The sequence below is a fragment of the Streptomyces qaidamensis genome, from assembly GCF_001611795.1.
GTDB classification, from domain to species: Bacteria; Actinomycetota; Actinomycetes; order Streptomycetales; family Streptomycetaceae; genus Streptomyces; species Streptomyces qaidamensis.
In genome coordinates this window covers 1,635,357-1,658,077 of the sequence record NZ_CP015098.1, presented here as the reverse complement: position 1 = coordinate 1,658,077, position 22,721 = coordinate 1,635,357, and the positions used below count along the sequence as shown (strand labels likewise).

General features: G+C 71.5%; 23 protein-coding genes and 1 riboswitch. Of the genes, 17 read left to right on the top strand and 6 right to left on the bottom strand.

The genetic code is table 11. The features are described 5' to 3' along the window. Window positions 1-66 precede the first annotated feature (66 nt). Window positions 67-954 (bottom strand): RNA polymerase sigma-70 factor, encoded by an 888-nt coding sequence (locus A4E84_RS07115; RefSeq protein WP_062925727.1) that lies wholly within the window; start codon window positions 952-954, stop codon window positions 67-69. 304 nt (window positions 955-1,258) lie between these two features. Further along, a riboswitch (FMN riboswitch) is annotated at window positions 1,259-1,389 on the top strand. 144 nt (window positions 1,390-1,533) lie between these two features. Here A4E84_RS07115 and A4E84_RS07110 point away from each other — a divergent pair. From A4E84_RS07110 to A4E84_RS07070, 9 genes are all read left to right on the top strand, one after another. Then, on the top strand, window positions 1,534-2,142 hold the full coding sequence (locus A4E84_RS07110) for a riboflavin synthase (protein WP_062925726.1): 609 nt from the start codon (window positions 1,534-1,536) through the stop codon (window positions 2,140-2,142). Further along, complete coding sequence (locus A4E84_RS07105; RefSeq protein ID WP_062925725.1) at window positions 2,139-2,780, top strand: nicotinamide mononucleotide transporter family protein; 642 nt, start codon at window positions 2,139-2,141, stop codon at window positions 2,778-2,780. The genes A4E84_RS07110 and A4E84_RS07105 overlap by 4 nt, the downstream gene beginning before the upstream one ends. Next, the gene (locus A4E84_RS07100) at window positions 2,777-4,117 is read left to right on the top strand and encodes a bifunctional 3,4-dihydroxy-2-butanone-4-phosphate synthase/GTP cyclohydrolase II (protein WP_237304876.1); all 1,341 of its coding nucleotides are present in this window, start codon (window positions 2,777-2,779) and stop codon (window positions 4,115-4,117) included. Before A4E84_RS07105 ends, A4E84_RS07100 begins: the two co-directional genes overlap by 4 nt. Before the next feature lie 20 nt (window positions 4,118-4,137). Further along, window positions 4,138-4,623 (top strand): 6,7-dimethyl-8-ribityllumazine synthase, encoded by a 486-nt coding sequence (gene ribH, locus A4E84_RS07095; RefSeq protein WP_030038615.1) that lies wholly within the window; start codon window positions 4,138-4,140, stop codon window positions 4,621-4,623. A 34-nt stretch (window positions 4,624-4,657) separates the two neighbouring features. Next, a complete protein-coding gene (locus A4E84_RS07090; protein WP_003988914.1) occupies window positions 4,658-4,930 on the top strand; it encodes a phosphoribosyl-ATP diphosphatase in 273 nt (90 codons plus the stop codon). A 45-nt stretch (window positions 4,931-4,975) separates the two neighbouring features. After that, complete coding sequence (hisG, locus tag A4E84_RS07085; RefSeq protein WP_062925724.1) at window positions 4,976-5,824, top strand: ATP phosphoribosyltransferase; 849 nt, start codon at window positions 4,976-4,978, stop codon at window positions 5,822-5,824. A gap of 14 nt (window positions 5,825-5,838) precedes the next feature. Beyond that, window positions 5,839-6,294 (top strand): PH domain-containing protein, encoded by a 456-nt coding sequence (locus A4E84_RS07080; RefSeq protein ID WP_062931348.1) that lies wholly within the window; start codon window positions 5,839-5,841, stop codon window positions 6,292-6,294. A gap of 245 nt (window positions 6,295-6,539) precedes the next feature. Next, the gene (locus A4E84_RS07075; protein ID WP_062925723.1) at window positions 6,540-7,874 is read left to right on the top strand and encodes a hemolysin family protein; all 1,335 of its coding nucleotides are present in this window, start codon (window positions 6,540-6,542) and stop codon (window positions 7,872-7,874) included. Then, window positions 7,871-8,947, top strand: coding sequence for a hemolysin family protein (locus A4E84_RS07070; protein ID WP_062925722.1), 1,077 nt, complete (start codon window positions 7,871-7,873; stop codon window positions 8,945-8,947). The genes A4E84_RS07075 and A4E84_RS07070 overlap by 4 nt, the downstream gene beginning before the upstream one ends. A gap of 147 nt (window positions 8,948-9,094) precedes the next feature. On the opposite strand, the gene A4E84_RS07065 is transcribed toward A4E84_RS07070, so the two are convergent. Both A4E84_RS07065 and A4E84_RS07060 read right to left on the bottom strand, forming a co-directional pair. Then, on the bottom strand, window positions 9,095-10,954 hold the full coding sequence (locus A4E84_RS07065) for an AAA family ATPase (protein ID WP_062925721.1): 1,860 nt from the start codon (window positions 10,952-10,954) through the stop codon (window positions 9,095-9,097). Between the two features lie 432 nt (window positions 10,955-11,386). Continuing rightward, window positions 11,387-12,043, bottom strand: coding sequence for a uridine kinase family protein (locus A4E84_RS07060; protein WP_062931347.1), 657 nt, complete (start codon window positions 12,041-12,043; stop codon window positions 11,387-11,389). A gap of 194 nt (window positions 12,044-12,237) precedes the next feature. On the opposite strand from A4E84_RS07060, the gene A4E84_RS07055 reads away from it, so the two are divergent. From A4E84_RS07055 to A4E84_RS07050, 3 genes are all read left to right on the top strand, one after another. Continuing rightward, window positions 12,238-13,617 carry a peptidase C39 family protein gene (locus tag A4E84_RS07055; RefSeq protein ID WP_062925720.1) on the top strand — a complete coding sequence of 460 codons (1,380 nt, stop codon included), beginning with the start codon at window positions 12,238-12,240 and terminating at the stop codon, window positions 13,615-13,617. A 90-nt stretch (window positions 13,618-13,707) separates the two neighbouring features. After that, complete coding sequence (locus tag A4E84_RS42070; protein WP_107308283.1) at window positions 13,708-13,848, top strand: SCO1431 family membrane protein; 141 nt, start codon at window positions 13,708-13,710, stop codon at window positions 13,846-13,848. 75 nt (window positions 13,849-13,923) lie between these two features. Then, complete coding sequence (locus A4E84_RS07050; RefSeq protein ID WP_062925719.1) at window positions 13,924-14,580, top strand: TetR/AcrR family transcriptional regulator; 657 nt, start codon at window positions 13,924-13,926, stop codon at window positions 14,578-14,580. 50 nt (window positions 14,581-14,630) lie between these two features. On the opposite strand, the gene A4E84_RS07045 is transcribed toward A4E84_RS07050, so the two are convergent. After that, window positions 14,631-15,896, bottom strand: coding sequence for a glycoside hydrolase family 18 protein (locus A4E84_RS07045; RefSeq protein ID WP_062925718.1), 1,266 nt, complete (start codon window positions 15,894-15,896; stop codon window positions 14,631-14,633). A gap of 332 nt (window positions 15,897-16,228) precedes the next feature. Here A4E84_RS07045 and A4E84_RS07040 point away from each other — a divergent pair, with 332 nt between their 5' ends. Next, window positions 16,229-17,401: an acyl-CoA dehydrogenase gene (locus A4E84_RS07040; protein WP_062925717.1), complete on the top strand. Its 1,173-nt coding sequence runs from the start codon at window positions 16,229-16,231 to the stop codon at window positions 17,399-17,401. Here A4E84_RS07040 and A4E84_RS45685 read toward each other — a convergent pair. Then, entirely contained in the window at window positions 17,364-17,612 is a 249-nt protein-coding gene (locus A4E84_RS45685) for a hypothetical protein (protein WP_078615159.1), read from the bottom strand. The two genes, A4E84_RS07040 and A4E84_RS45685, sit on opposite strands and share 38 nt — an antisense overlap. Window positions 17,613-17,795: 183 nt before the next feature. Beyond that, entirely contained in the window at window positions 17,796-18,227 is a 432-nt protein-coding gene (locus A4E84_RS07035; protein WP_062931346.1) for a hypothetical protein, read from the bottom strand. A 269-nt stretch (window positions 18,228-18,496) separates the two neighbouring features. Here A4E84_RS07035 and A4E84_RS07030 point away from each other — a divergent pair, with 269 nt between their 5' ends. The 4 genes from A4E84_RS07030 to fxsA all read left to right on the top strand — a co-directional run bounded on the left by A4E84_RS07030 (window position 18,497) and on the right by fxsA (window position 22,636). Continuing rightward, on the top strand, window positions 18,497-18,937 hold the full coding sequence (locus tag A4E84_RS07030) for an Lrp/AsnC family transcriptional regulator (RefSeq protein ID WP_004002750.1): 441 nt from the start codon (window positions 18,497-18,499) through the stop codon (window positions 18,935-18,937). Window positions 18,938-19,033: 96 nt separating this feature from the next. Further along, window positions 19,034-20,635 (top strand): amidohydrolase, encoded by a 1,602-nt coding sequence (locus A4E84_RS07025; protein WP_062925716.1) that lies wholly within the window; start codon window positions 19,034-19,036, stop codon window positions 20,633-20,635. A gap of 534 nt (window positions 20,636-21,169) precedes the next feature. Continuing rightward, complete coding sequence (locus tag A4E84_RS07020) at window positions 21,170-21,973, top strand: polyprenol monophosphomannose synthase (protein ID WP_062925715.1); 804 nt, start codon at window positions 21,170-21,172, stop codon at window positions 21,971-21,973. A gap of 87 nt (window positions 21,974-22,060) precedes the next feature. Continuing rightward, entirely contained in the window at window positions 22,061-22,636 is a 576-nt protein-coding gene (gene fxsA, locus A4E84_RS07015; protein ID WP_062925714.1) for an FxsA family membrane protein, read from the top strand. Window positions 22,637-22,721: the final 85 nt, after the last annotated feature.

The following is a 22,721-nucleotide window of genomic DNA, read 5'->3' as shown; positions in this document are numbered from 1 at the left end:
CGGAGCGCCCCACGCCAGCTAGGACCGAACACCCCCCGCGGAATGTGACAGACGCGCCCGGCGGTCCTACGCCCGGGTGAGCTGACGCCGCGCGAACGCCAGCTTCTCCGGGTTGACCACGGCCCGCACCCCCGCGACCAGCCCCTCGCGCACCTCGATCGCCGCCAGCCCCACCAGGGTGTCGCCCGCCCAGGTGGCCAGCCCGGCCGCTCCGTTGACCTCCACCGGCGTGAAGTCCAGGCCCGCCGCGAACTTCGGGCCCCCACCCGCCAGGAAGTGGGCGATCCTCTGCCCGCCCTCGATCGGCCACCGCGCGGCGGTGACCTTGCCGCCGCCGTCGCTCCACCAGGTCGCCTCCGTCGCGAGCAGTTTCTCCAGCCCGGCCAGATCACCCTCGCGGGCCGCGGTGATGAACGACGTGACCAGCTCCTCCTGCTGCTCGGACGCGGGCTCGAACCGGGCCCGCGGCTCACCCACCCGCTGCGCGGCCCGCCGGTACAGCTGGCGGCAGTTCGCCTCGCTCAGATCCAGCACCCCCGCGATCTCCCGGTGCCCGTACCCGAACGCCTCCCGCAGCACGTACACCGCCCGCTCGGTCGGTGTCAGCCGCTCCAGCAGCACCAGCATCGCCATCGACACGGCGTCCCGCTGCTCGGCCGACTCCAAGGGACCGAGCGTGCCGTCCCCGGTGACCACCGGCTCGGGCAGCCAGGTCCCGACGTACTGCTCGCGGCGGGCCCTTGCGGAGGTCAGCCGGTTCAGGCAGAGGTTCGTGACGACCTTGGCGAGCCAGGCCGCCGGCTGCTCGATTCCGGCCCGGTCGGCTCCGCTGAAGCGCAGATACGCGTCCTGGACCGCGTCCTCGGCCTCCTCGGCGGAGCCCAGGAGCCGGTAGGCGAGTGAGAACATCCGGCGCCGGTGGATCTCGAACTCGTCGGCGATCGTCGTGGTCATACGACTCACCCTGCCAGAACACCGTGCGCGCGGCGTGGGAAGGCCCGACGGCGGGCAAGGGCCGTCGTCACCGCCGCCGGGCCGGTCAGTGAGGTCGAGCCGAGCCAGGCGTTGACCTTAGAAAGGACTAGACCACCTCGTCAATAGGTGTGTACCAATGCGTGACCTCAAGGGGGCCGGGAGGTGCGGGAGTTGGGGCGCTCGTCGCGCTGGGTAAGGGTGGAGGCGCTGCCTGTGAGGCAGCCCACACACTCCGCCCCTTTGAACGTCGATCAGGCGTGGCACACTGGCCCTGTACCAGTAGCAGCGCACTCCGGGGTCGGTGAAAGTCCGAACCGGCGGTTACAGTCCGCGACCCGGTCGCCTCCAGCGGCCGGTTGACCAGGTGAAATTCCTGGACCGACGGTTAAAGTCCGGATGGGAGGCAGTGCGCGGCGAGCGGGCATTCGTGCGCGCCGCCCAGAAGTCCGTCCCCTGTGGCGGACTCCGTCCGGCGTCGTCCTCGGTGTCCCTGCTCGTACTTCTGTCGTCATCGACAGCCCCGGAGTCCGTGCCCGAAGAGGCAGGAGGACCCGGGAAGTGTTCACCGGAATCGTCGAAGAGCTGGGCGAGGTCACCGCCGTCGAGACCCTCGACGACGCCTGTCGCTTCCGCCTGCGAGGCCCGGTCGTCACCGAAGGCGCCAAGCACGGCGATTCGATCGCCGTGAACGGCGTCTGCCTCACGGTCGTCGACCACGAAGGCGACGAATTCACCGCCGACGTCATGGCCGAGACGCTGAACCGCTCCAGCCTCGGCGCCCTCACGGCCGGCTCCCGGGTCAACCTCGAACGCCCCATGGCCGTCGGCGAACGCCTCGGCGGGCACATCGTGCAGGGCCATGTGGACGGCACCGGCGAGATCCTGGAGCGCAAGCCCTCGCAGAACTGGGAGATCGTGAAGATCTCCCTGCCCGCCGACCTCACCCGGTACGTGGTCGAGAAGGGCTCCATCACCGTCGACGGCATCAGCCTCACGGTCGTCGACGCCGGCCCCGACCACTTCACCGTCAGCCTCATCCCGACCACCCTCGACCTGACCACGCTCGGCCACAAGCAGCCCGGCGACCCGGTCAACCTCGAAGTGGACGTCATCGCCAAGTACGTCGAGCGGATGCTGGGCGACCGCGCGCAGGGGGCGACCCGGTGAACTCGCTGAACTCCGAGGCGTTCGTCGTCTTCGGCCAGCACATCCTCTGGTCCGACATGGTCGGCAACCTCTTCGGCCTCGTCGCCCTCGCCCTCGGCTGGCGGCGCTCCATCTGGACCTGGCCCGTGCAGTTCCTGGCCGGCCTCATCCTCTTCGGGGCCTTCTTCGGGCATCTGACCGGCAGCGCGGGCAAGCAGGCGGTCGTCGTGCTCGTCGCCGTCTACGGCTGGTGGCAGTGGCAGCGCGGCAAGGAGCAGGGCGAGGACGGTCACATCGCCGTCCGGTTCGCCACCTGGCGCGAGCGCGCGGTGATGGCCGCGGCGGCCGCCGCGGGCACGGTCGCGGTGGCGCTGCTCTTCAAGGCGTACCCGACCCTGTCCTGGGACCCCTGGCCGGACGCCTACATCTTCGTCGGCACCATCGTCGCCATGTACGCCCAGGCGCGCGGCATGGTCGAGTTCTGGTTCGCCTGGCTGCTCGTCGACCTCGTCGGCGTGCCCCTCAACTTCGCCAACGGCTACGCCTTCTCCGGCTTCGTCTACGTCATCTACGGCGCGCTCGTCCTGTGGGGCCTGCGCGACTGGTGGCTGCGCTCGCGTCAGGCCGCGCGGCCCACCCTGGAAGGAGCGCCGGCATGAGTGCCCGCCCGTCACCCGCCACCACCCTGAACGAGGCGCTTCGCGCCACCCCCTCGACCACCGCCCTGTACAGCACCGACGACGTCGAGACCTTCGCGCTAGACCCCGTCGAACAGGCGATCGCCGACATCGCGGCCGGCCGCCCCGTCGTGGTCGTCGACGACGAGGACCGGGAGAACGAGGGCGACCTCGTCATCGCCGCCGAGACGGCGACCCCCGAGATCGTCGCCTTCATGATGAGCGAGTGCCGCGGCCTGATCTGCGCCCCCATGGAGGGCGACGAACTGGACCGGCTGAACCTCCCGCAGATGGTCGAGGACAACACCGAGTCGATGAAGACCGCGTTCACGGTCTCCGTCGACGCCTCCGCCGCGTACGGCGTGACCACCGGCATCTCCGCCTCCGACCGCGCCACCACGCTCCGGCTGCTCGCCGACGGTGTCTGCGGGCCCGACGACTTCGTCCGCCCCGGCCACATCTTCCCGCTGCGCGCCCGGCCCGGCGGGGTCCTCACCCGCAACGGCCACACCGAGGCCGCCGTCGACCTCGCCCGACTCGCGGGCCTGCGCCCGGCCGGCGCGATCGTCGAGATCGCCGGTGAGGACGGCACCATGCTGCGCCTGCCCGAGCTGATCCCCTTCGCCCGCAAGCACGGCCTGACGATCATCTCCATCGAGGACCTGATCGCCTACCGCCGCAGCAGCGAACCCACCGTCCGCCGCGAGGCCAGGACCCAACTGCCCACCGCCCACGGCACCTTCACCGCCCACGGCTACCGCTCCACGGTCGACGGCGTCGAGCACGTCGCCCTGGTGCACGGCGAGATCGGCGACGGCCAGGACGTTCTCGTCCGCGTCCACTCCGAATGCCTCACCGGCGACGTCTTCGGCTCGGCCCGCTGCGACTGTGGCCCTCAGCTCGACGCCTCCCTCGCCCGCATCCAGGAAGAGGGCCGTGGCGTCGTGGTGTACCTGCGCGGACACGAGGGCCGCGGCATCGGCCTGATGTCCAAGCTGCGCGCCTACGAACTCCAGGAACGCGGCCGCGACACCCTCGACGCCAACCTGGAGCTCGGCCTGCCCGCCGACGCCCGCGACTACGCCGCCGGCGCGCAGATCCTCGCCGACCTCGGCGTGCGCGGCGTCCGGCTGCTGACCAACAACCCCGACAAGACCGACGCGCTCGTCCGCCACGGCATCGCGGTCAAGGCCCGTGTGCCGATGCCCGTGAACGCCGGCGAGCACAACCTCCGCTACCTGCGCACCAAGCGGGACCGGATGGGCCACGACCTGCCCTGGCTGGACACGACCACCGTGCCGGCCTGCGGCAACCAGTAACAGAGCACTAGAGGAGCAACGTGAGCGGCAAGGGTGCACCGGAGCTGTCCGTACGCAACGTGGGTGACCTCCGGGTCGCCGTCATCGCGGCACAGTGGCACGAGAAGGTGATGGACGGACTGGTGGACGGCGCCCTGCGCGCCCTGCACGACCTGGGCATCGACGAGCCGACCCTGCTCCGGGTACCCGGCAGCTGGGAGCTTCCGGTCGTCGCCAAGGTCCTCGCGGGCCGCGGCTACGACGCGATCGTCGCCCTCGGCGTCGTCATCCGCGGCGGAACCCCCCACTTCGAGTACGTGTGCCAGGGCGTGACCCAGGGCCTCACCCAGGTCTCCGTCGACACCGGCGTCCCCGTCGGCTTCGGCGTGCTCACCTGCGACACCGAGGAGCAGGCCCTGGACCGCGCCGGCATCGAGGGCTCCAACGAGGACAAGGGACACGAGGCGGTGACGGCGGCGGTGGCGACCGCGGCCACCCTCCGCTCAGTATCCGAACCCTGGCGCTGACGGAAGCCACCTGTGGCATAGGCTGAGCGTCACCATGTCCAAGAAGACGTTCGAGGAGCTCTTCACCGAGCTCCAGCACAAGGCCGCCCAGGGCGATCCCGCCACTTCCCGCACCGCAGAACTGGTCGAGAAGGGCGTCCACGCCATCGGCAAGAAGGTCGTCGAAGAGGCCGCCGAGGTGTGGATGGCCGCCGAGTACGAGGGCAAGGAAGCCGCCGCCGAGGAGATCTCGCAGCTGCTGTACCACGTCCAGGTGATGATGGTCGCCCGCGGCATCTCCCTCGACGACGTCTACGCCCACCTCTGAGCCGCACCCGTTCCCGTCCCACACCACGCAAAGGAAGCCGACCTCATGCTGCGCATCGCCGTCCCCAACAAGGGTTCCCTGTCCGGCCCTGCGGCGGAGATGCTGCATGAGGCCGGCTACCAGCAGCGCCGGGAGTCCAAGGAACTGCGGATCGTCGACCCGGTGAACGAGGTCGAGTTCTTCTACCTCCGCCCCCGCGACATCGCGATCTACGTCGCCTCCGGGCAGCTGGACATCGGCCTCACCGGCCGGGACCTGCTCATCGACTCCGGCGCCGAAGCCGAGGAGATCCTCGCCCTCGGCTTCGCCCGCTCCACCTTCCACTACGCCGCCAAGCCCGGCACGATCAGCGGCCTGGCGGACCTGGCCGGCAAGACCGTCGCCACCTCCTACGAGGGCATCGTCGCGGCGCACCTCGCCGAGGCAGGCATCGACGCCTCCGTCGTCCACCTCGACGGTGCCGTCGAGACCGCCATCCAGCTCGGCGTCGCCCAGGTCATCGCCGACGTCGTCGAGACCGGCACCTCGCTGCGCAACGCGGGCCTGGAGGTCGCCGGCGAGCCGATCATGAAGTCCGAGGCCGTCGTGATCCGCCGCACCGGCGCGGACGCCGACGACCTCAAGGTCCAGCAGTTCCTGCGCCGCCTCCAGGGCGTCCTGGTCGCCCGGACGTACGTGATGATGGACTACGACTGCCGCGTCGAGCAGCTGGAGAAGGCCGTCGCCCTCACGCCCGGCCTGGAGTCCCCGACCGTCTCTCCGCTGCACAACGAGGGCTGGGTCGCCGTCCGCGCCATGGTCCCGGCCAAGGAAGCCCAGCGGATCATGGACGACCTGTACGACATCGGCGCCCGGGCCATCCTGACCACGGCCATCCACGCCTGCCGTCTCTGAGGGGCGTGCGCGAGATGACCGATCTGCCCACCCTGCCCGTCACGTTCCGGCCGGGCAGCACCCGCGTGGTGCTGCTCACCGCGGCCGTCGCCATCTTCGTGGTGATCACGGCGGTCGCGATGCTGCTGAAGCAGCTCAGCCCCGGCGAGCGCGTCAGCTTCATCTTCACGGCACTCCTGCTGGACGCCGTGCTGCTGCTCCTGGCGCGTCCCAAGGTCGTCGTCGACGAGGACGGCGTCACTGTCGTCAATCTCACGAACAAGCGCCGGCTGGAGTGGGCGGAGATCCTCCAGGTGACCCTCCGGCCGGGTGACCCCTGGGTGTTCCTCAACCTCAGCGACGGCACCAGCCTGCCTGCTCTGGGCATCCAGCCGGGCCTGGCCAAGCAGCGTGCGATCGCCGACGCCCGGGCGCTGCGGGCGCTGGTCGAGGCCCGTTCCGCGGCGGGCCCCGAACGGCATCAGGGCTGACTCGCGGGATCCTCCGGGCGGCCACCACTGCCGTACCGGGCCATGTCTTGATTAATCTGTTGGCGGAGGCGTGATGGATGCGCCTCCGCTTCTGTCGCCCCGACCGGTGCGCAGAGGCTCCTGCTAACCGAGGAGTGACCCCCTCCGGCGATGGACGGATCGTCCTGCAGTACCTGCGCCGCCCCCTGCCGACATAGCGCGGACCTCGTAGTCGAGGTTCGCGACCGTGTGGAGGCGGCGGCACCATGACCACCCCCCTGCTGCTCCTGGCAGCCGCGTTCCTGCTGATTCTCGCCAACGGATTCTTCGTGGCGGCCGAGTTCGGACTTGTGACGGTCGAGCGGGCGGAGGCCGAGAAGGCCGCCGCCGAAGGCGACCGGCGCGCCCACCGGGTCGTCGAATCACTCAGGGAACTGTCCTTCCAGCTCTCGGGCACCCAGCTCGGCATCACCATCACCTCGCTCGTCGTCGGCATGCTCGCCGAACCGGCGCTCGCCGAGCTGCTGCACGGCCCGTTCACCTCGATCGGTATCCCCGAGGGAGCCGTCTCCGGTGTCACCGTCGTCGTCGGCATGCTGCTGGCCTCCGCCGTGCAGATGGTGATCGGCGAGCTGCTGCCCAAGAACTGGGCGGTGTCCCGGCCGCTGCAGGTCGCGCGTTTCGTCGCGGGCCCGCAGCACGTCTTCGCCCGGCTGTTCCGCCCGGTCATCGCCGGCCTCAACGCCGTCGCCAACCGGCTCGTGCGCGCCCTGGGCATCGAACCCACCGCGGAGCTGGCCTCCGCCCGCACCCCCGGCGAGCTCGTCTCCCTGGCCCGCCACTCGGCCCGGGCCGGCGCCCTGGAGCAGGACACGGCCGACCTGTTCGTCCGGACCCTGTCGCTGGGCGAACTCACCGCGCAGCACGTGATGACGCCGCGCGTGAAGGTCAGCGCCCTGCAGTCCTCGGCCACCGCCGAGGACGTCGTCAACCTGACGCGCGCCACCGGCCTGTCCCGCTTCCCGGTCTACCGGGAGAAGATCGACGAGGTCGTCGGCATGGCCCACCTCAAGGACGCCCTGGCCGTCCCCGTCCGGGACCGGCTGCGCACCCCCGTCGGCCACATCGCCCGCCCGGCGCTACTGGTCCCCGAGACGCTGCCCGTTCGGCCGCTCCTCGCCCGCCTGCGCAGCGAGCAGCCCATCGCGGTCGTCGTCGACGAGTACGGCGGCACCGCCGGTGTCGTCACCCTGGAGGACATCGTCGAGGAACTCGTCGGCGAGGTCCGCGACGAGCACGACGGACACGACCTGCCCGAGCTGGCCGCCGCGCCGCCGGAGGACGGCAGGCCCGCCTGGGACGTCGACGGCAGCTGCCGGGTCGATGTCCTGCAGCGCATAGGCCTCGACGTGCCCGAGGGCCCGTACGAGACCGTCGCCGGCCTGATCGCCGACCTGCTGGGCCGTATCCCGGCCGTCGGCGACAAGGCGGAGCTGCCCGGCTGGCGGCTGGCGGTGCGCCAGGTCGGCCACTACCGCGCGGAACGGGTCCGGCTGGTGCGGACCGCCCCGGTGGTCTCCCTGGCGGAGGCCGTCCGATGAGCGTGCTCCAGCTTCTCTTCGCCGCGCTGCTCGTGCTCGCCAACGGCTTCTTCGTCGGCGCCGAGTTCGCGCTGGTCTCCGTACGCCGCAGCCAGATCGAACCGCTAGGCACCGCCCGCTCCCGGCAGGTCCTCTACGGTCTCGAACGGCTGCCGCAGATGATGGCGGCGGCCCAGTTCGGCATCACCATCTGCTCCCTCACCCTCGGCGCGGTCGCCGAACCGACGGTCGCACACCTGCTGGAGCCGGTCTTCGAGTGGATCCACCTGCCGCACGGCGTGATCCACCCGCTCACCTACGTCATCGCGCTGGCCGCGGTGGTCTTCTTCCACCTCGTCATCGGTGAGATGGTCCCGAAGAACCTGGCGATGGCGGCGCCGGAGAAGGCCGCGCTGTGGCTCAGCCCCGGCCTGGTCTGGTTCGCCCGCTTCTGCAAGCCCATCACCGCCGCCCTCGGCGCGGTCTCGCAGGGCATCCTGCGGCTCTTCCACGTCGAGCCCAAGGACGAGGTCGAGGCCGTCTTCACCAGCGAGCAGCTCAACCGGCTGGTGGAGGACGCCGGTCAGGCGGGCCTGCTCGACCCCGAGGAGGCCGAACGCCTGGAGGACGCCCTGGAACTGGGCTCCCGCCCGGTGACGGACGTCCTGCTGAAGCGGGAGTCCCTGGTCACGGTCAGCCCGTCGGTCACGCCCGGGCGCATCGTCGAGCTCACGGCCCGCACGGGATACTCCCGGTTCCCGGTCGCCGCGGACACCGGTGCGTTCATGGGCTACCTGCACGTCAAGGACGTCCTCGACGCGGAGGACTCGGACCGGGCCGTCCCGCAGCACCTGTGGCGCCCGATGACGACCCTGCGGCCCGAGCTGCCTCTCGACGACGCCCTCACGGTGATGCGGCGGGCGGCGACGCACCTGGCCCAGGTCGCCGACGCGTCCGGCAAGGTGCTGGGCCTGGTCGCCCTGGAGGACGTGCTGGAGCTGCTGGTGGGGGAGGTGCGGGATCCCGCGCACCGGGAGATGCCGGAGGTTCGGCTCACCGAGCCTCGCAGCAGCGAGGAGGCGTTGGCTTCGTAGGTGTTCGGCCGCGGGCGCGTGGGGACTGGTGCGCGCAGTTCCCCACGCCCCCGGACGGGCCCCTGCGGCTCGACCGACCTTCACTGCACCCACTCAGGGGCGCGGGGAACTGCGCGACCAGCCCCCGCCGGCCCGCAGCCGACGAACTCACATCGCCGACGGATCCTGCGGCCCCCGCCCCGACAAGACCTCCCCGTACGCCTGCATCAGATCCGGCAACCGCAACGTCGCCAGGTCCTCCCTGCCCAGCACCCCGGGATACACCGACAGCCGCAGATCCCGGTACGCGCAGCTCTTCTCGTACAGCGTCCTCAGGAACCGCCCGTTGCCCAGCTCGTCGATCCACCCCTGGTCCACCACGTGCCCCGCGATGGAGCGCAGCTCGTCGAGGGCCTCGTCGTCCCACACGTCGCCGTTCTCGGCGGCGAGCACCTTGCCGATCTCGGTGAGTTCGAGCGGACGGTACGAGGGGAAGTCGACGCGGGTGGTGAAACGGGACGACAGCCCGGGGTTCGCGGCGAGCAGGCGGTCCATGCCCTCCGGGTAGCCGGCGAGGATCACCACGAGGTGGTCGCGGTTGTCCTCCGCGCGCTTCAGCAGCACCTGCAGGGCCTCGTCGCCGTACGCGTCCCCCTTGCCGTAGCCCGAGTTGGACAGCGAGTAGGCCTCGTCGACGAAGAGGACGCCGCCGAGGGCCGAGTCGATCAGATCGTTCGCCTTCACCGCCGTCTGCCCGAGGTACTCGCCGACCAGGTCGGCCCGCTGGGCCTCCACGAGATGGTCGCCGCCGAGCAGGCCGAGGGCGTAGAAGACGCGGCCGAGGATGCGGGCGACGGTCGTCTTGCCGGTGCCCGAGGGGCCTGAGAAGACGAAGTGGCGTTTCGGCGGCTGGACCGGGAGGCCCTGCCCGGCCCGCAGCCGGGCCATGTTCAGCTGGGCCGACAGTGCCTTGACCTGGCGCTTCACCGGCTCCAGACCCACCATGCGCTCCAGCTCGGCGAGCGCCTCCTCCAGTAACGCCGGGTCGGTGGGTCCGGCGGGCAGGGAGGGCGTGGGGCCGGTCCTCTCGCGGACCGGCGGGACGGTCACCGGCGACAGGGGAGCGACCGGCGGCTCGGGGTCGGGGAGTCTCAGGTCGCGCCCCTCCAGGCCGAAAAGCGGATCGAACCCGTCCGGCCCGTCCGCGGCGTCCTGGCCCGCGCCGGTGAGGGTGATCGCCGCGAGGTCCGTGACGTCGTCGTACCCGTCGCCCTCGGCGATGGCGGCGAGCCGGGCGGAGGTGTCCATGAAGGCCGGGTCGACGCGGTGCACGGCCCGGTACAGCGGGAGTGCGGCGGCGCTGCGGCCCGTGCCCTCGTGCGCCCGGGCCAGCCAGTAGCGCAGCTCCTTGCGCTGCGGTTGCTCGCTGCGGCAGCGCATCAGCGCGGCGGACAGCAGCGGTTCGGCCTGGCCGTACATCTCCAGACGGACCCGGGCCATGCCGCCGAACAGGCCGGCCTCGATGCCGAGCATCGGATCGCCGAGCAGCGGGTCGGTGTGGCGGACCAGCTGCTCCCAGTCCTTGACCAGGTAGGCGCGGCAGGAGTGCAGGAAGCGGACCTGGTGGTCGGTGTCCACGGGCGGCAGCCCGGCGAGGGCCTGGTCCAGTTCGGGGACGTGGCGGCCGTCCAGCCAGTGGGAGGCGTGCGCGAGCAGCAGATCGCGGGGGCTCTCCAGCACGGGCTGCACCCACCAGCCCAGCCAGTACCAGGAGTTGAGCGTGCGGCGGTAGCGGGAGCGCTGCTCCCCGAAACGGTCCCGGTGCCGGAACATCCGCAGCAGCGCGGTCGTCGTGTCGACGCGCAGCGCGTGCAGCCCCAGCCAGCCGTCGGCCATCCCGGAGTCCATCCGCACGGCGGCGCGGAACTCCTCCTCCGCCTGCGGATACGCGCCCATGGTGTAGGCGTCCACGCCTCGCAGCCAGGCGAGGTCGGCCGGGGCCTGAGGGCCCTGCGTGCCGAAGTCCATCACGTCCCCCACAAACCGTGCCCCCGTCGGTATGCCAACGAGCCGCCCCCAGCCGGCGCCGCCCTGCTCGAACCGCTGTGCCACGGACCGGAGTTGCACCGTGCGCGAAGCAACCGTCCGTAGGTCGCGACGAGGGCATCGTACCTGCGGGGGCGGCGCGCCCGTAGGGTGCCGCACGGGCCGTTCGGCGAGGTGGGAGCGGACGTGGCGCACCCGCGCGCGGTGACCCAGGGTGAGCGTCCGGCGCCCGGCGGCGGCCGCGAAAACCGGAAGAAGGCAGAACGAAGCCCCCGATCACGGGGGAACAACCGGGGGCTTCGCGTCTGTGGGCGGCTCCGATGCCGCACATTGAGAACGTAAGACCTGTACGGCCCAGCGGTCAAGCCGAGTTGAAGCACTCCGGTAACTTGCCCCGCAAGCACCTTCACAAGGTCAGCACACAGCGGGCGGCCCGTCACCGTGCGTGAGGGACTGGTCCGGTCCAACGGTCCCAGCAGGTCCAGCGAGCACCTCATATCCCTCATCCCGCTGCCGTACCAGGAGATCGGCGAACGGCCGCGAGGGATCGTCGGCGAAATGCCGATGCTCCGCCGGAACCCACCCGTTCCAGAACTCCCGCTGTTCCTCCCCGTCACGCGACCTTCCTCGCGCCCAGGCCTCCTCGCACGGCAGCTCCATCCACAGCAGCAGGGCCAGACGGGAGCGCAGCGCCCGGCGTCCGGCGCCGACGCCCTCCACGAGGAGCACCGGGGCCGGCGGCAGCGGACGCGGCGCACCGAAGCGGCGGGCCCGCCAGTCGTAGGGGGCGTAGTGCGCGGTCCGGCCGTGGGAGAGCGGCTCGATCACCTGCTCCAGCAGCCGGCCGGTCCAGTCGAACAGCGCGTCGTGGCTGGCGACGTCGTCGAGGCGCAGCACCGGGGCGCCGTCCAGCGCCTCGGCCAACTGCTCGGCGAACGTGCTCTTTCCGGACCCGGCGTGCCCGTCGACGCCGACGAGCCGGACCGGGCCGCAGGAGGGGGAGAGGCGCCGGATGCGGGCGGCCAGGTCGCGGACGGCGGGGCCCGGTGCGGGGCGGAAGGAGGGATTCATCTCGCTCAGCACTCTAACGACGGGATCCGGCGCGGATGCCACTGGTCGACGCCAATATTGGTGGGCGCGGCGCGCGTCGAAGTGCTGGCAGGACACGGCGGGCTGTGCTCATATGTGGCGCACGCACGGATACGACCGACCGTGCACGGACCTGCCCCGCCCCTGCCCGACTCCGACATCCGGGGGTCCCCGCCATGCGCAGAGCCGAACCGCCCTCCCGCCGAACCGTCCTGGCCGCCGCGGTCGCCGCCGCCGTCACCGCGGGCACGGGTCCGGCGGCCGCCGACCCCGAGGCCCCCGTGACGACCGACGCCACAGATCCCGCCCGGCTCCTCCCGGCCCGCACCGTCGACAACCGGGCCTGGGTCTCGTACGGCGACTGGCGCGGCGGCACCGCCAAGGGCACCGGGGCCGTCGCGGGCACCCGCCCGGGTCTGGCGATCGCGAAGCCCGCCGGAACCGCCTCCTACACGGATCCGCACACCGGCAAGACCGCCGAGTGGCAGTACGGCACCTGGACGTCCCCCGTCCACCGGCTCGCCGTCCCCGCGACCGAGGCGATCGTCTCGTGGAACGCGCGCACCCCGGCCGGCACCTGGATCCGGATCGAGATCAAGGGCACCTACACCGACGGCACCAGCACCCCCTGGTACGTGGTGGCCCGCTGGGCCGCCGGCGACCAGGACATCCGGCGCACCTCGGTCGACGACCAGAGCGACGGCAAGAGCACGGTCTGGACCGACACCCTGGCGATCGACGACGCGTCGACCGGCCTGCGCCTCATGTCGTACCGGCTGCGCCTGACCCTCTACCGCAAGCCCGGCACCAAGGCGACCCCCACCGTGTGGCGGCTCGGCGTCATGGGCTCCGACGTGCCCGACCGGTTCACCGTCCCGGCGTCCGTGCCCGGCCTCGCGAAGGAACTGGCCGTCCCGCGCTACTCGCAGGAGATCCACAAGGGCCAGTACCCGGAGTACGACAACGGCGGCGAGGCCTGGTGCAGCCCGACGTCCTCCCAGATGATCATCGAGTACTGGGGCGGGCGGCTCACCGACGCCCAGCTGGCCTGGGTCGATCCCTCGTACGCAGACCCGCAGGTCTGCCACGCGGCCCGCTTCACCTACGACTACCAGTACGGGGGCTGCGGCAACTGGCCGTTCAACGCCGCCTACGCGGCCACGTTCAATGATCTGCAGGGCGTGGTCACCCGGCTCGGCTCGCTCACCGAACTGGAGACGCTGATCGCCGCGGGCATCCCGGCCATAACGTCCCAGTCGTTCCTGAAGGGGGAGCTCACGGGCGCCGGCTACGGCACCGCCGGGCACCTGATGACCGTCGTCGGCTTCACCGCCGACGGCGACGTGATCGCCAACGACCCCTTCTCGGCGAGCAACGAGGCCGTACGCCGCGTCTACCGGCGGCGCGAGTGGGAGAACATCTGGCTCCGCACCAAGCGGTACAACGCCTCCGGCAAGGTCGTCTCGGGCACGGGCGGCGTCTGCTACCTGTACTTCCCGGCGCGCCCGAGCGCGGCCCAGAGCAGGGCGCTGGCGGCCGTGGGCGTGCGCGTGTGAGCAAGCTCTCGGCCACAAAAGCCACTTCCGGTGGCAAGGTGGACGGAACTCCGGGGGAGTCCGTCCGTACCACCGAATGAGCGAGAAGCCATGACCGCGCACTCAGTCACCGCCCCACGCGTCCGCACCGGCGGCCCTCAGGACGACGGTCCGAAGATCGTCGAGCACCTCATGGGCTGGGCCCTCGTCGTGGTCGTGGCGATGCTCGTGACCCAGCTCGGGCTGCTGTGACCTGACCCACGGACCGGGAGTGGGGCCTGCCATACTGCGGAAGTCCCACCCCGCCCGTTGAGACCAGGGTCGAAATTGAATATCAGCCCCCAGCCCGCCGCGCGTCCCAGGGCCCGCGGTACCGAGCGCTCGATGGCGCGCCGTGCCGAACTCATCGCCATCGGGCGGAGGTTGTTCGCCGACACGTCCTACGACGCTCTGTCGATGGATGACATCGCCCGGCAGGCGCACGTCGCCAAGGGGCTGATCTACTACTACTTCCAGTCCAAGCGCGGCTATTACCTGGCCATCATCCAGGACTCGGTCACCGAGCTGCTCACCCTGGCCGCGAGCGGTCTGGAACTGCCCCCGGTCGACCGGGTGCAGCGCACCATCGACAGCTATCTGCGCTACGCCGAGCACAACCAGGCCGCGTATCGCACGATCGTGAGCGGCGGAGTCGGCTTCGACACCGAGGTGCACGCCATCCGTGACGGAGTGCGCGAGGCCGTCGTGACCACCATCGCCGAGGGTGCGTACGGCCGTGCCGACGTCACCGCGCTGGCACGGATGGGCCTGCTGTCCTGGGTGTGCAGTGTCGAGGGCGCCACGCTCGAATGGATCGACCGCCCCGAGCTGCCCCGCGACACCATGGGCGAGCTGCTGGTGAAGACCCTCGGGGGCGTCCTGCGCGCGATCGAGGAACTCGACGCCGCCCACCCGGCACCGCAGCCCGCCCGCCGGGGCGCGTGAGATGAGGGGCGGAGGATCCCCCGCGGACCTCCGCACCCTCGCTCAGGGCGCTACCGGATGGCCTTGATCAGCTCACCGTTCGACGTGTCGCCGCTCAGCTCCCAGAAGAACGTGCCGCCCAGGCCCTGCTGGTTCTTGTAGTTCATCTTCGTGCCGATGGTCGCCGGGGTGTCGTAACTCCACCAGTTGCTGCCGCACTTGGCGTACGCCGTGCCCGCCACCGTCCCCGTCGCCGGGCACGTGGCCTTGAGCACCTTGTAGTCCTCGATGCCCTGCTCGTACGTGCCCGCCGCCGGGCCGGTCGCGGTGCCGCCGGGTGCCGCCTGGGTGACGCCCGTCCAGCCGCGGCCGTAGAAGCCGATGCCGAGCAGCAGCTTCGACGCGGGGATGCCGAGGCTCTTGAGCTTGGCGATGGTCGCCGAGCTGTGGTTGTCCGCCTTCGGGATGCCGGAGTATGAGGTCAGCGGCGAGTGCGGGGCCGTCGGACCGGCCGCGTCCCAGGCGCCGAAGAAGTCGTACGTCATCGGGTTGTACCAGTCGACGTACCGGGCGGCGCCCGCGTAGTCCGCCGCGTCGATCTTGCCGCCCGGGGTGGCGTCGGCGGTGATCGCCGCGGTGACGAGGTTCCGCGAACCGAACGTGGCCCGCAGCGCCTGCATCAGGTTCCGGAAGGAGGCCTTGCCGCTGGTGTCGCAGGTGGCGCCGCAGGTGTTCGGGTACTCCCAGTCGATGTCGATGCCGTCGAACACATCCGCCCACTTGGAGTTCTCGACGAGGTTGTAGCAGGACTGCGCGAAGGCGGCCGGGTTCTTCGCGGCCTCACCGAAGCCGCCCGACCAGGTCCAGCCGCCGAAGGACCACAGGACCTTGAGGTTCGGGTGCTTCTGCTTCAGCTTGCGCAGCTGGTTGAAGTTGCCGCGCAGCGGCTGGTCCCAGGTGTCGGCCTTGCCGTCGACCGACTCGGCGGCGGTGTAGGCCCGGTCGGTGGCGGCGTAGCCGTCGCCCATGGCGCACTTGCCGCCGGTGACGTTGCCGAAGGCGTAGTTGATGTGGGTGAGCCTGGTGCCCGACCCGGACGTCTCGATGTTCTTGACGTAGTACTTGCGGTCGTAGGTGCCCCATTCGGTGAAGTACCCGATGACCTTGGATCCGGCGGCCCTGGCCCCGGGAGCGGCCTTCGAACCGGCGGCGGCCTCCTGAGCCGAGGTCGCCGCGGTGGCGGAGGTGCCCGCGCCGGCCAGCAGACCGGCGCCGAGGACGGCGCAGCAGGCCGCGGACACGATGGCCCGGAAGCGGGAACGGTGGGGGGTGTGCATCCGGTGTCTCCTCGTGGGGAGAGGGGAACGCGCGCCGATTGGCATGAACGCGGTGAATCGGTGGAGCGAAACAGTAGGAGGACTAGACCAGTTGGGTCAATGGTGCGGACCAATTTCGCCGCGTCGGCCGCGCACGGACTATTCTTGAAGTGAGCGGTCGTTAACTGGTGACGGGATGCCCCCGATCGGGCATACTCACAGCGCAGAGCCGCTGGTCAGCAGCGCCCGAGACCCGGGACCGCAAGCATCGGCCAGGCACCAGAACGACCCGGCGGCGCCGCCCCCACCCATGGGCCCGTCCGCCAGTGCCCGACAGGGAGGAGAGCGTCGCCATGCCCGACCGCGCCCCGCAGCCGGTGGACCGACAACTGCCCACGGAGGAGGCCCGGGACCTGATCTCGCTCGTGCGCGACATCGCGCAGCAGGAGATCACCCCGAAGGCGGCCGAGGAGGAGGACGCCGGCCGCTTCCCGCGCGAGCTGTTCACGCTGCTCTCCCGCTCGGGGCTGCTCGGCCTGCCGTACGACTCCGAGTACGGCGGCGGCGACCAGCCCTACGAGGTCTACCTCCAGGTCCTGGAAGAGCTCGCCGCGGCCCGCCTCACCGTCGGCCTCGGGGTCAGCGTCCACTCCCTGGCCTCCTACGCGCTCGCCGCCTACGGCACCAAGGAGCAGCAGGTCGAGCACCTGCCAGCGATGCTCGGCGGCGGCCTGCTCGGCGCCTACTGCCTCTCCGAGCCGCACTCCGGCTCGGACGCGGCCGCCCTGCGCACCAAGGCCGTACGGGACGGCGACGACTGGGTGATCACCGGCACCAAGGCCTGGATCACGCACGGCGGCATCGCGGACTTCTACACGGTGATGGCGCGCACCGGCGAGGAGGGCCCCCGCGGGATCAGCGCGTTCCTGGTGCCCGGCGACGCCGAGGGGCTGAGCGCCGCGGTGCCCGAGAAGAAGATGGGCATGAAGGGCTCGCCCACCGCGCAGGTCCACTTCGACGGCGTCCGCGTCCCGGACGACCGCCGCATCGGCGAGGAGGGGCAGGGCTTCGCGATCGCCCTGTCGTCGCTCGACTCGGGGCGGCTCGGCATCTCGGCGTGCGCGATCGGCGTGGCGCAGGCCGCGCTCGACGAGGCGCTCGCCTACGCGGCCGAAAGGCGCCAGTTCGGCAAGCCGATCGCCGACTTCCAGGGGCTGCGCTTCATGCTCGCCGACATGGCGACGCAGATCGAGGCGGGCCGCGCCCTCTACCTCGCGGCGGCGCGGCTGAAGGACGCGGGCCGGCCGTTCGCAAGGCAGGCCGCCATGGCCAAGCTGCACTGCACCGACACGGCGATGCGGGTCACCACGGACGCCGTGCAGATCCTCGGCGGCTACGGCTACACCGCCGACTTCCCGGCCGAGCGCTACATGCGTGAGGCCAAGGTGCTGCAGATCGTGGAGGGCACCAACCAGATCCAGCGAATGGTCATCGCCCGCCATCTCGTGGGTCCAGAGGGACGCTGAACTGGTCGAGTCCCCGCCAGGGAGCCGCGAGCCGCATCCACTCCGGGTCGTGCCGGCCCGGAAGGGTGCGGCCGCCCTCGGCCCAGGTCCGCATCAAGTCGCGGTAGATCGGCGGGTCCTGATAGCGGGGCGGAGCCGGCCGAACCGATTCTGCGGGCGGCGGGACGTACAGGAGGCGCTGACGCCCGGTCGCTGAGGAGATGGGGGTCATACCAGGGCAACGCGGCAAAGCCCGGACAGGTCACCGGATGACGGAATCGGGCGTTCGTTCAGTGCCGCACACGGCTCCGGGCACACCGAACCGCACCACGGCGATCCGCGAGCCGTGGTGCGGTTCAGGTACGTGATGCGGTTCAGCTACGGGAGTGGAGCGACGGGCGAGGAGAGCCCGCGCTCAGGCCGCGCGGCGCATGACCGGGACCCTGATGGGGCGTGAGCCCGGCCCGCCGACGTGCGAGAAGGGCTGGGTCCGCCAGTCGAGCCCCTGAGGGAGCGTCAACAGCAGCGCGGTGTCCTGCTCCTGAGGTTCCACGGACTCGTCGGCGGCGCGGGCGTCCGTGGCCCTGCGGCCGGTCCCGGCGCAGACCGTGAGTCCGAAGGGGTTCCAGGGCGAGACGCACAGCGCGTGCTCCGGCAGAACCTCCTCGTCCGCGAGCAGGGCGATGGGCTGCGCGCAGTCCGGGCAGACCACCCGGAACATCTCGAACGTGTCGTAGGCGTCGAGTTCGTCGTCGAAGGAGTCGGGTTCGACACCCTCCGGCTCGGGCTCGACGACGAGCTGCTGCCGCTTGGGTGCGGTGCGACCAGGGCGCTTAAGACTCTGCATTGGGTTCTCCCCCTCGGACTGGGCCGTCATGGGCACTGCGGCCTCGGCCACAGCAAGCACTTCCCGTCCCCCCTGGGCGGTAATCACGAGAACATTACGGAGACTGTTCGAGCGCTGTGGTGTTCGTCACATGCCTCGTGCAGGTGTCCACTGCGGCGCATTTGTCCCCCGGACGGCTGACCGTCGACTTCCGGCCACATCACGAACCGGGCATGACCTGGGCTGCTCAGGTATCCGAGGAGATCAACCGCCCTGTAGGTTCTTGCGTCATGGAGGAGCTGGACCGACAGATCGTGCAGCTGCTCGTCAAGGACGGGCGGATGAGCTACACCGACCTGGGCAAGGCCACGGGGCTGTCCACGTCGGCCGTGCATCAGCGGGTGCGGCGGCTGGAGCAGCGGGGTGTCATCCGGGGCTATGCCGCGGTCGTCGACCCGGAGGCCGTGGGGCTGCCGATGACGGCGTTCATCTCGGTGAAACCGTTCGATCCCAGCGCGCCGGACGATATCGCGGACCGGCTGGCCGGCGTGCCCGAGATCGAGGCGTGCCACAGTGTCGCCGGCGACGAGAACTACATCCTGAAGGTGCGGGTGGCGACACCGCACGAGCTGGAGGAGCTGCTGGCCCGGTTGCGGTCGTTGGCCGGGGTGTCCACGCGGACGACGGTGGTGCTGTCGACGCCGTACGAGGCGCGACCGCCGCGGATCTGAACGCCGGTTGCCGGGTGCGGGGCGTGCGGGGACGTTCGCGCAGTTCCCCGCGCCCCTGATTCAGACGTCGCCCCCACCCCTGTGAGACTGTGCTCCATGAGTGAGTCCACCGCCCCGCCCCAGACCGTTCTTCTCCGCCGTGGAGAGGTCCACAGCCCCGCCGACCCCTTCGCCACCGCGATGGTCGTGGAGCGGGGACAGATCGCCTGGGTGGGGTCCGAGGGGGCCGCCGACGCCTTCGCGGACGGGGCCGACGAGGTCGTCGATCTCGATGGAGCGTTGGTCACTCCGGCGTTCACGGACGCGCATGTGCACACCACTGCCACGGGGCTCGCCCTCACCGGGCTCGATCTGTCCGGCGCCCCCTCCCTCGAAGCCGCCCTTGCCCTGGTACGGGACTTCGCCGCCGCGCGTCCGGGCGACCGCGTCCTGCTCGGGCACGGGTGGGACGCCGCCCGCTGGCCCGGAGGCCGGCCTCCGACGCGGGCCCAACTCGATGAGGCCACCGGGCACCGGCCCCTCTACCTCAGCCGGATCGACGTCCACTCGGCGGTCGTGAGCTCCGCCCTGCTCGACCTGGTTCCCGAGGTCACCCGTGAGGACGGTCCGTTCACCGCGGACGCCCACCACGCCGTGCGGGGCGCGGCGTTCGCCGCCGTGACGCCGCAGCAGCGCACGCAGGCGCAGCGTGCCGCTCTCGCGCACGCCGTCTCGCTCGGGATCGGCACGGTCCACGAGTGTGCCGGGCCTGAGATCTCCTCCGAGGACGACTTCACCGGCTTGCTGCGCCTCGCGGGGGAGGAGCCCGGACCGCGGGTCGTCGGCTACTGGGCCGAGCAGGACGTCGCCAAGGCGCGGGAGCTGGGTGCGGCCGGCGCCGCGGGGGATCTGTTCGTCGACGGCGCCCTCGGCTCGCACACGGCCTGTCTGCACCGGTCGTACGCCGACGCCGGGCACACCGGCATCGCCTACCTGGACGCCGCCGCGGTCGCGGCGCACGTCGTGGCGTGCACGCAGGCGGGTCTGCAGGCCGGTTTCCACGCCATCGGCGACGCCGCCGTGGACGCCGTGGTGGACGGCGTGCGCGCCGCCGCCGAGAAGCTCGGGCTCGGCCGGATCCGGGCCGCCCGGCACCGCGTCGAACACGCCGAGATGCTCACCCCGGAGAGTGTCGCCGCCTTCGCCGAACTCGGCCTCACCGCTTCCGTGCAGCCCGCCTTCGACGCCCTGTGGGGCGGGGAGGAGGGCATGTACGCGCAGCGGCTCGGGAAGGAGCGGGCTCGGGCCCTGAACCCCTTCGCGGCCCTGCTGCGCGCCGGTGTCCCGCTCGCGTTCGGCTCCGACAGCCCGGTCACCCCGCTCGACCCGTGGGGCACGGTCCGGGCCGCCGCCTTCCACCGCACGCCGGAGCACCGCGTCTCCGTGCGCGCCGCGTTCACGGCGCACACGCGCGGCGGCTGGCGGGCCGTCGGACGGGACGACGCGGGCGTGCTGGTCCCCGGCGCCCCCGCCGACTACTCCGTCTGGCGCACCGGCGAACTCGTCGTCCAGGCCCCGGACGACCGCGTCGCCCGCTGGTCGACGGACCCCCGCTCCGGCACCCCGGGTCTGCCCGACCTCACTCCGGGCCGCGACCTGCCCGTCTGTCTGCGCACCGTCGTGGGCGGACGCACGGTCTTCGTAGGGCCGGGCGAGTGATCTACGGGGGCGGCGCGCATGAAGTCGTGCGCCGCGCCCCCGGCGCGCGACCTGCGCATCCTCGGCCCTGACCAGGGCTTTGCCGCAAAGTGCGCAGGCCGGACGGCTGTTGACAGGCGGCCGCAGGAGGCCGGTAGGTTCGTCCGAGTCCACCACCGGACGCCCGACCGGGGAACGTCCCAGCACTCGCCGCGGCGCCGCCGGGTCAGGGACGGTGTGCCGCACCGGGGCACCGCCACTGGGAGCCAGGCTCAGGCCGGCGCAGCGCCGAGGGAACGTTCCGGCCGGTCGGGGAGGTGTGACCCGGGTGGGGCCCGGGCGCTCAGTAGACAACGGCTCTCGGTCGATCCGCAGCCGGCGGATCCCAGGCCGGCCCGAAGGGCGCCGGGCCCCCATCCGCCGTACGCGCGCACCCGGAGGCGCCCTCTTACCCGCGTCTTGCGGATTCGCCACCACGATTCGAACGTCCTGTCACGTCACCGCAGGCCGGGCCCACTATGGTGGACCCCTGCGTATGAACATGAAGGGGCAGCAGTGAACGACGGCGACGGAACCCTCGCGGCAGAAGCCCAGGTGAGGAAGTTCGGCCCGCTCGGTACGGCCTTGGTGATCATCCCGACCTACAACGAGGCGGAGAACATCAAGAGCATCGTCGGCCGGGTACGCAAGGCCGTCCCCGAGGCGCACGTGCTCGTGGCCGACGACAACAGCCCGGACGGCACGGGCAAGCTGGCCGACGAAGCGGCCGTCGAGGACGACCAGGTCCACGTGCTGCACCGCAAGGGCAAGGAGGGCCTGGGCGCCGCCTACCTCGCGGGCTTCCGCTGGGGCATGGAGCACGACTACGGCGTGCTGGTCGAGATGGACGCCGACGGCTCCCACCAGCCCGAGGAACTGCCCCGTCTGCTCACCGCCCTCAAGAGCGCGGACCTGGTCCTTGGCTCGCGCTGGGTGCCGGGCGGCCGGGTGGTGAACTGGCCGAAGTCCCGAGAGGTGATCTCCCGCGGCGGCAGCCTCTACTCCAGGCTGGCGCTCGACCTGCCGCTGCGCGACATCACCGGCGGCTACCGCGCCTTCCGCCGCGAGACCCTGGAGGGCCTCGGCCTCGACGAGGTCGCCTCGCAGGGGTACTGCTTCCAGGTCGATCTCGCCCGCCGCGCGGTCCGGGCCGGCTACCACGTGGTCGAGGTGCCCATCACCTTCGTCGAGCGCGAACTCGGCGACTCCAAGATGAGCCGCGACATCCTCGTCGAGGCGCTGTGGCGCGTCACGGCCTGGGGCGTGGGGGAGCGGGTCGGCAAGGTCATGGGGCGCGACGGCAAACCCTCGAAGCCGTAGTCGCGCGCCCGACCGGGGCAGCCGTTCACAGAATCAGCTGACGGTGGCCTTATCCCGTGCTGAGCCGGGGCCAGGCACACTGGAGGCATGACGACTGGCGCTCAGACCCCGCTGCCCCCTGCCCGGCCCAAGCGCTCCCGGCTGCGTACGTTCCTGCCGCTGGGGGTCGCCGCGTGGTTCGTGCTGGAGATCTGGCTGCTCACGCTGGTCGCGGGGGCCACCAGCGGGCTGGTGGTCTTCCTCGTCCTGCTGGCGGGTCTCGTCCTCGGCTCGGTCGTCATCAAGCGGGCCGGCCGGCGGGCCTTCCGCAAGCTCTCCGAGGCGCTGCAACAGCAGCAGAGCGGTGTGATGCCCGACGCAGCCCGCCCGGGCAGTGAGGGCAACGGCCTGATGATGCTGGGCGGCCTGCTCCTGATCATCCCCGGCCTGGCGTCGGACGTGGTGGGCCTGCTCCTGTTGCTGCCGCCGGTCCAGAAGGCCGTGAGCCGCTCGGCGGAGCGTACCTTCGAGCGCAAGCTCAGGGAGGCCCGCCCGGGCACCCTGGGCGGTGCCTTCCAGCAGGCCAGGATGCACCAGCCCGACGGCAAGGTCGTCCAGGGCCAGGTCATCAGGGACGAGCCCGGGGACACCCCGCAGCCGCCCCGCCCGCCGCTGACGCACTGAACCGTGCCCGGGCACTCACAGGCCCCGCACACGCGAGCCCGTGCAGCGAACACGCGGAAGACCGCGGGCGCCGTACTTCTCGTAC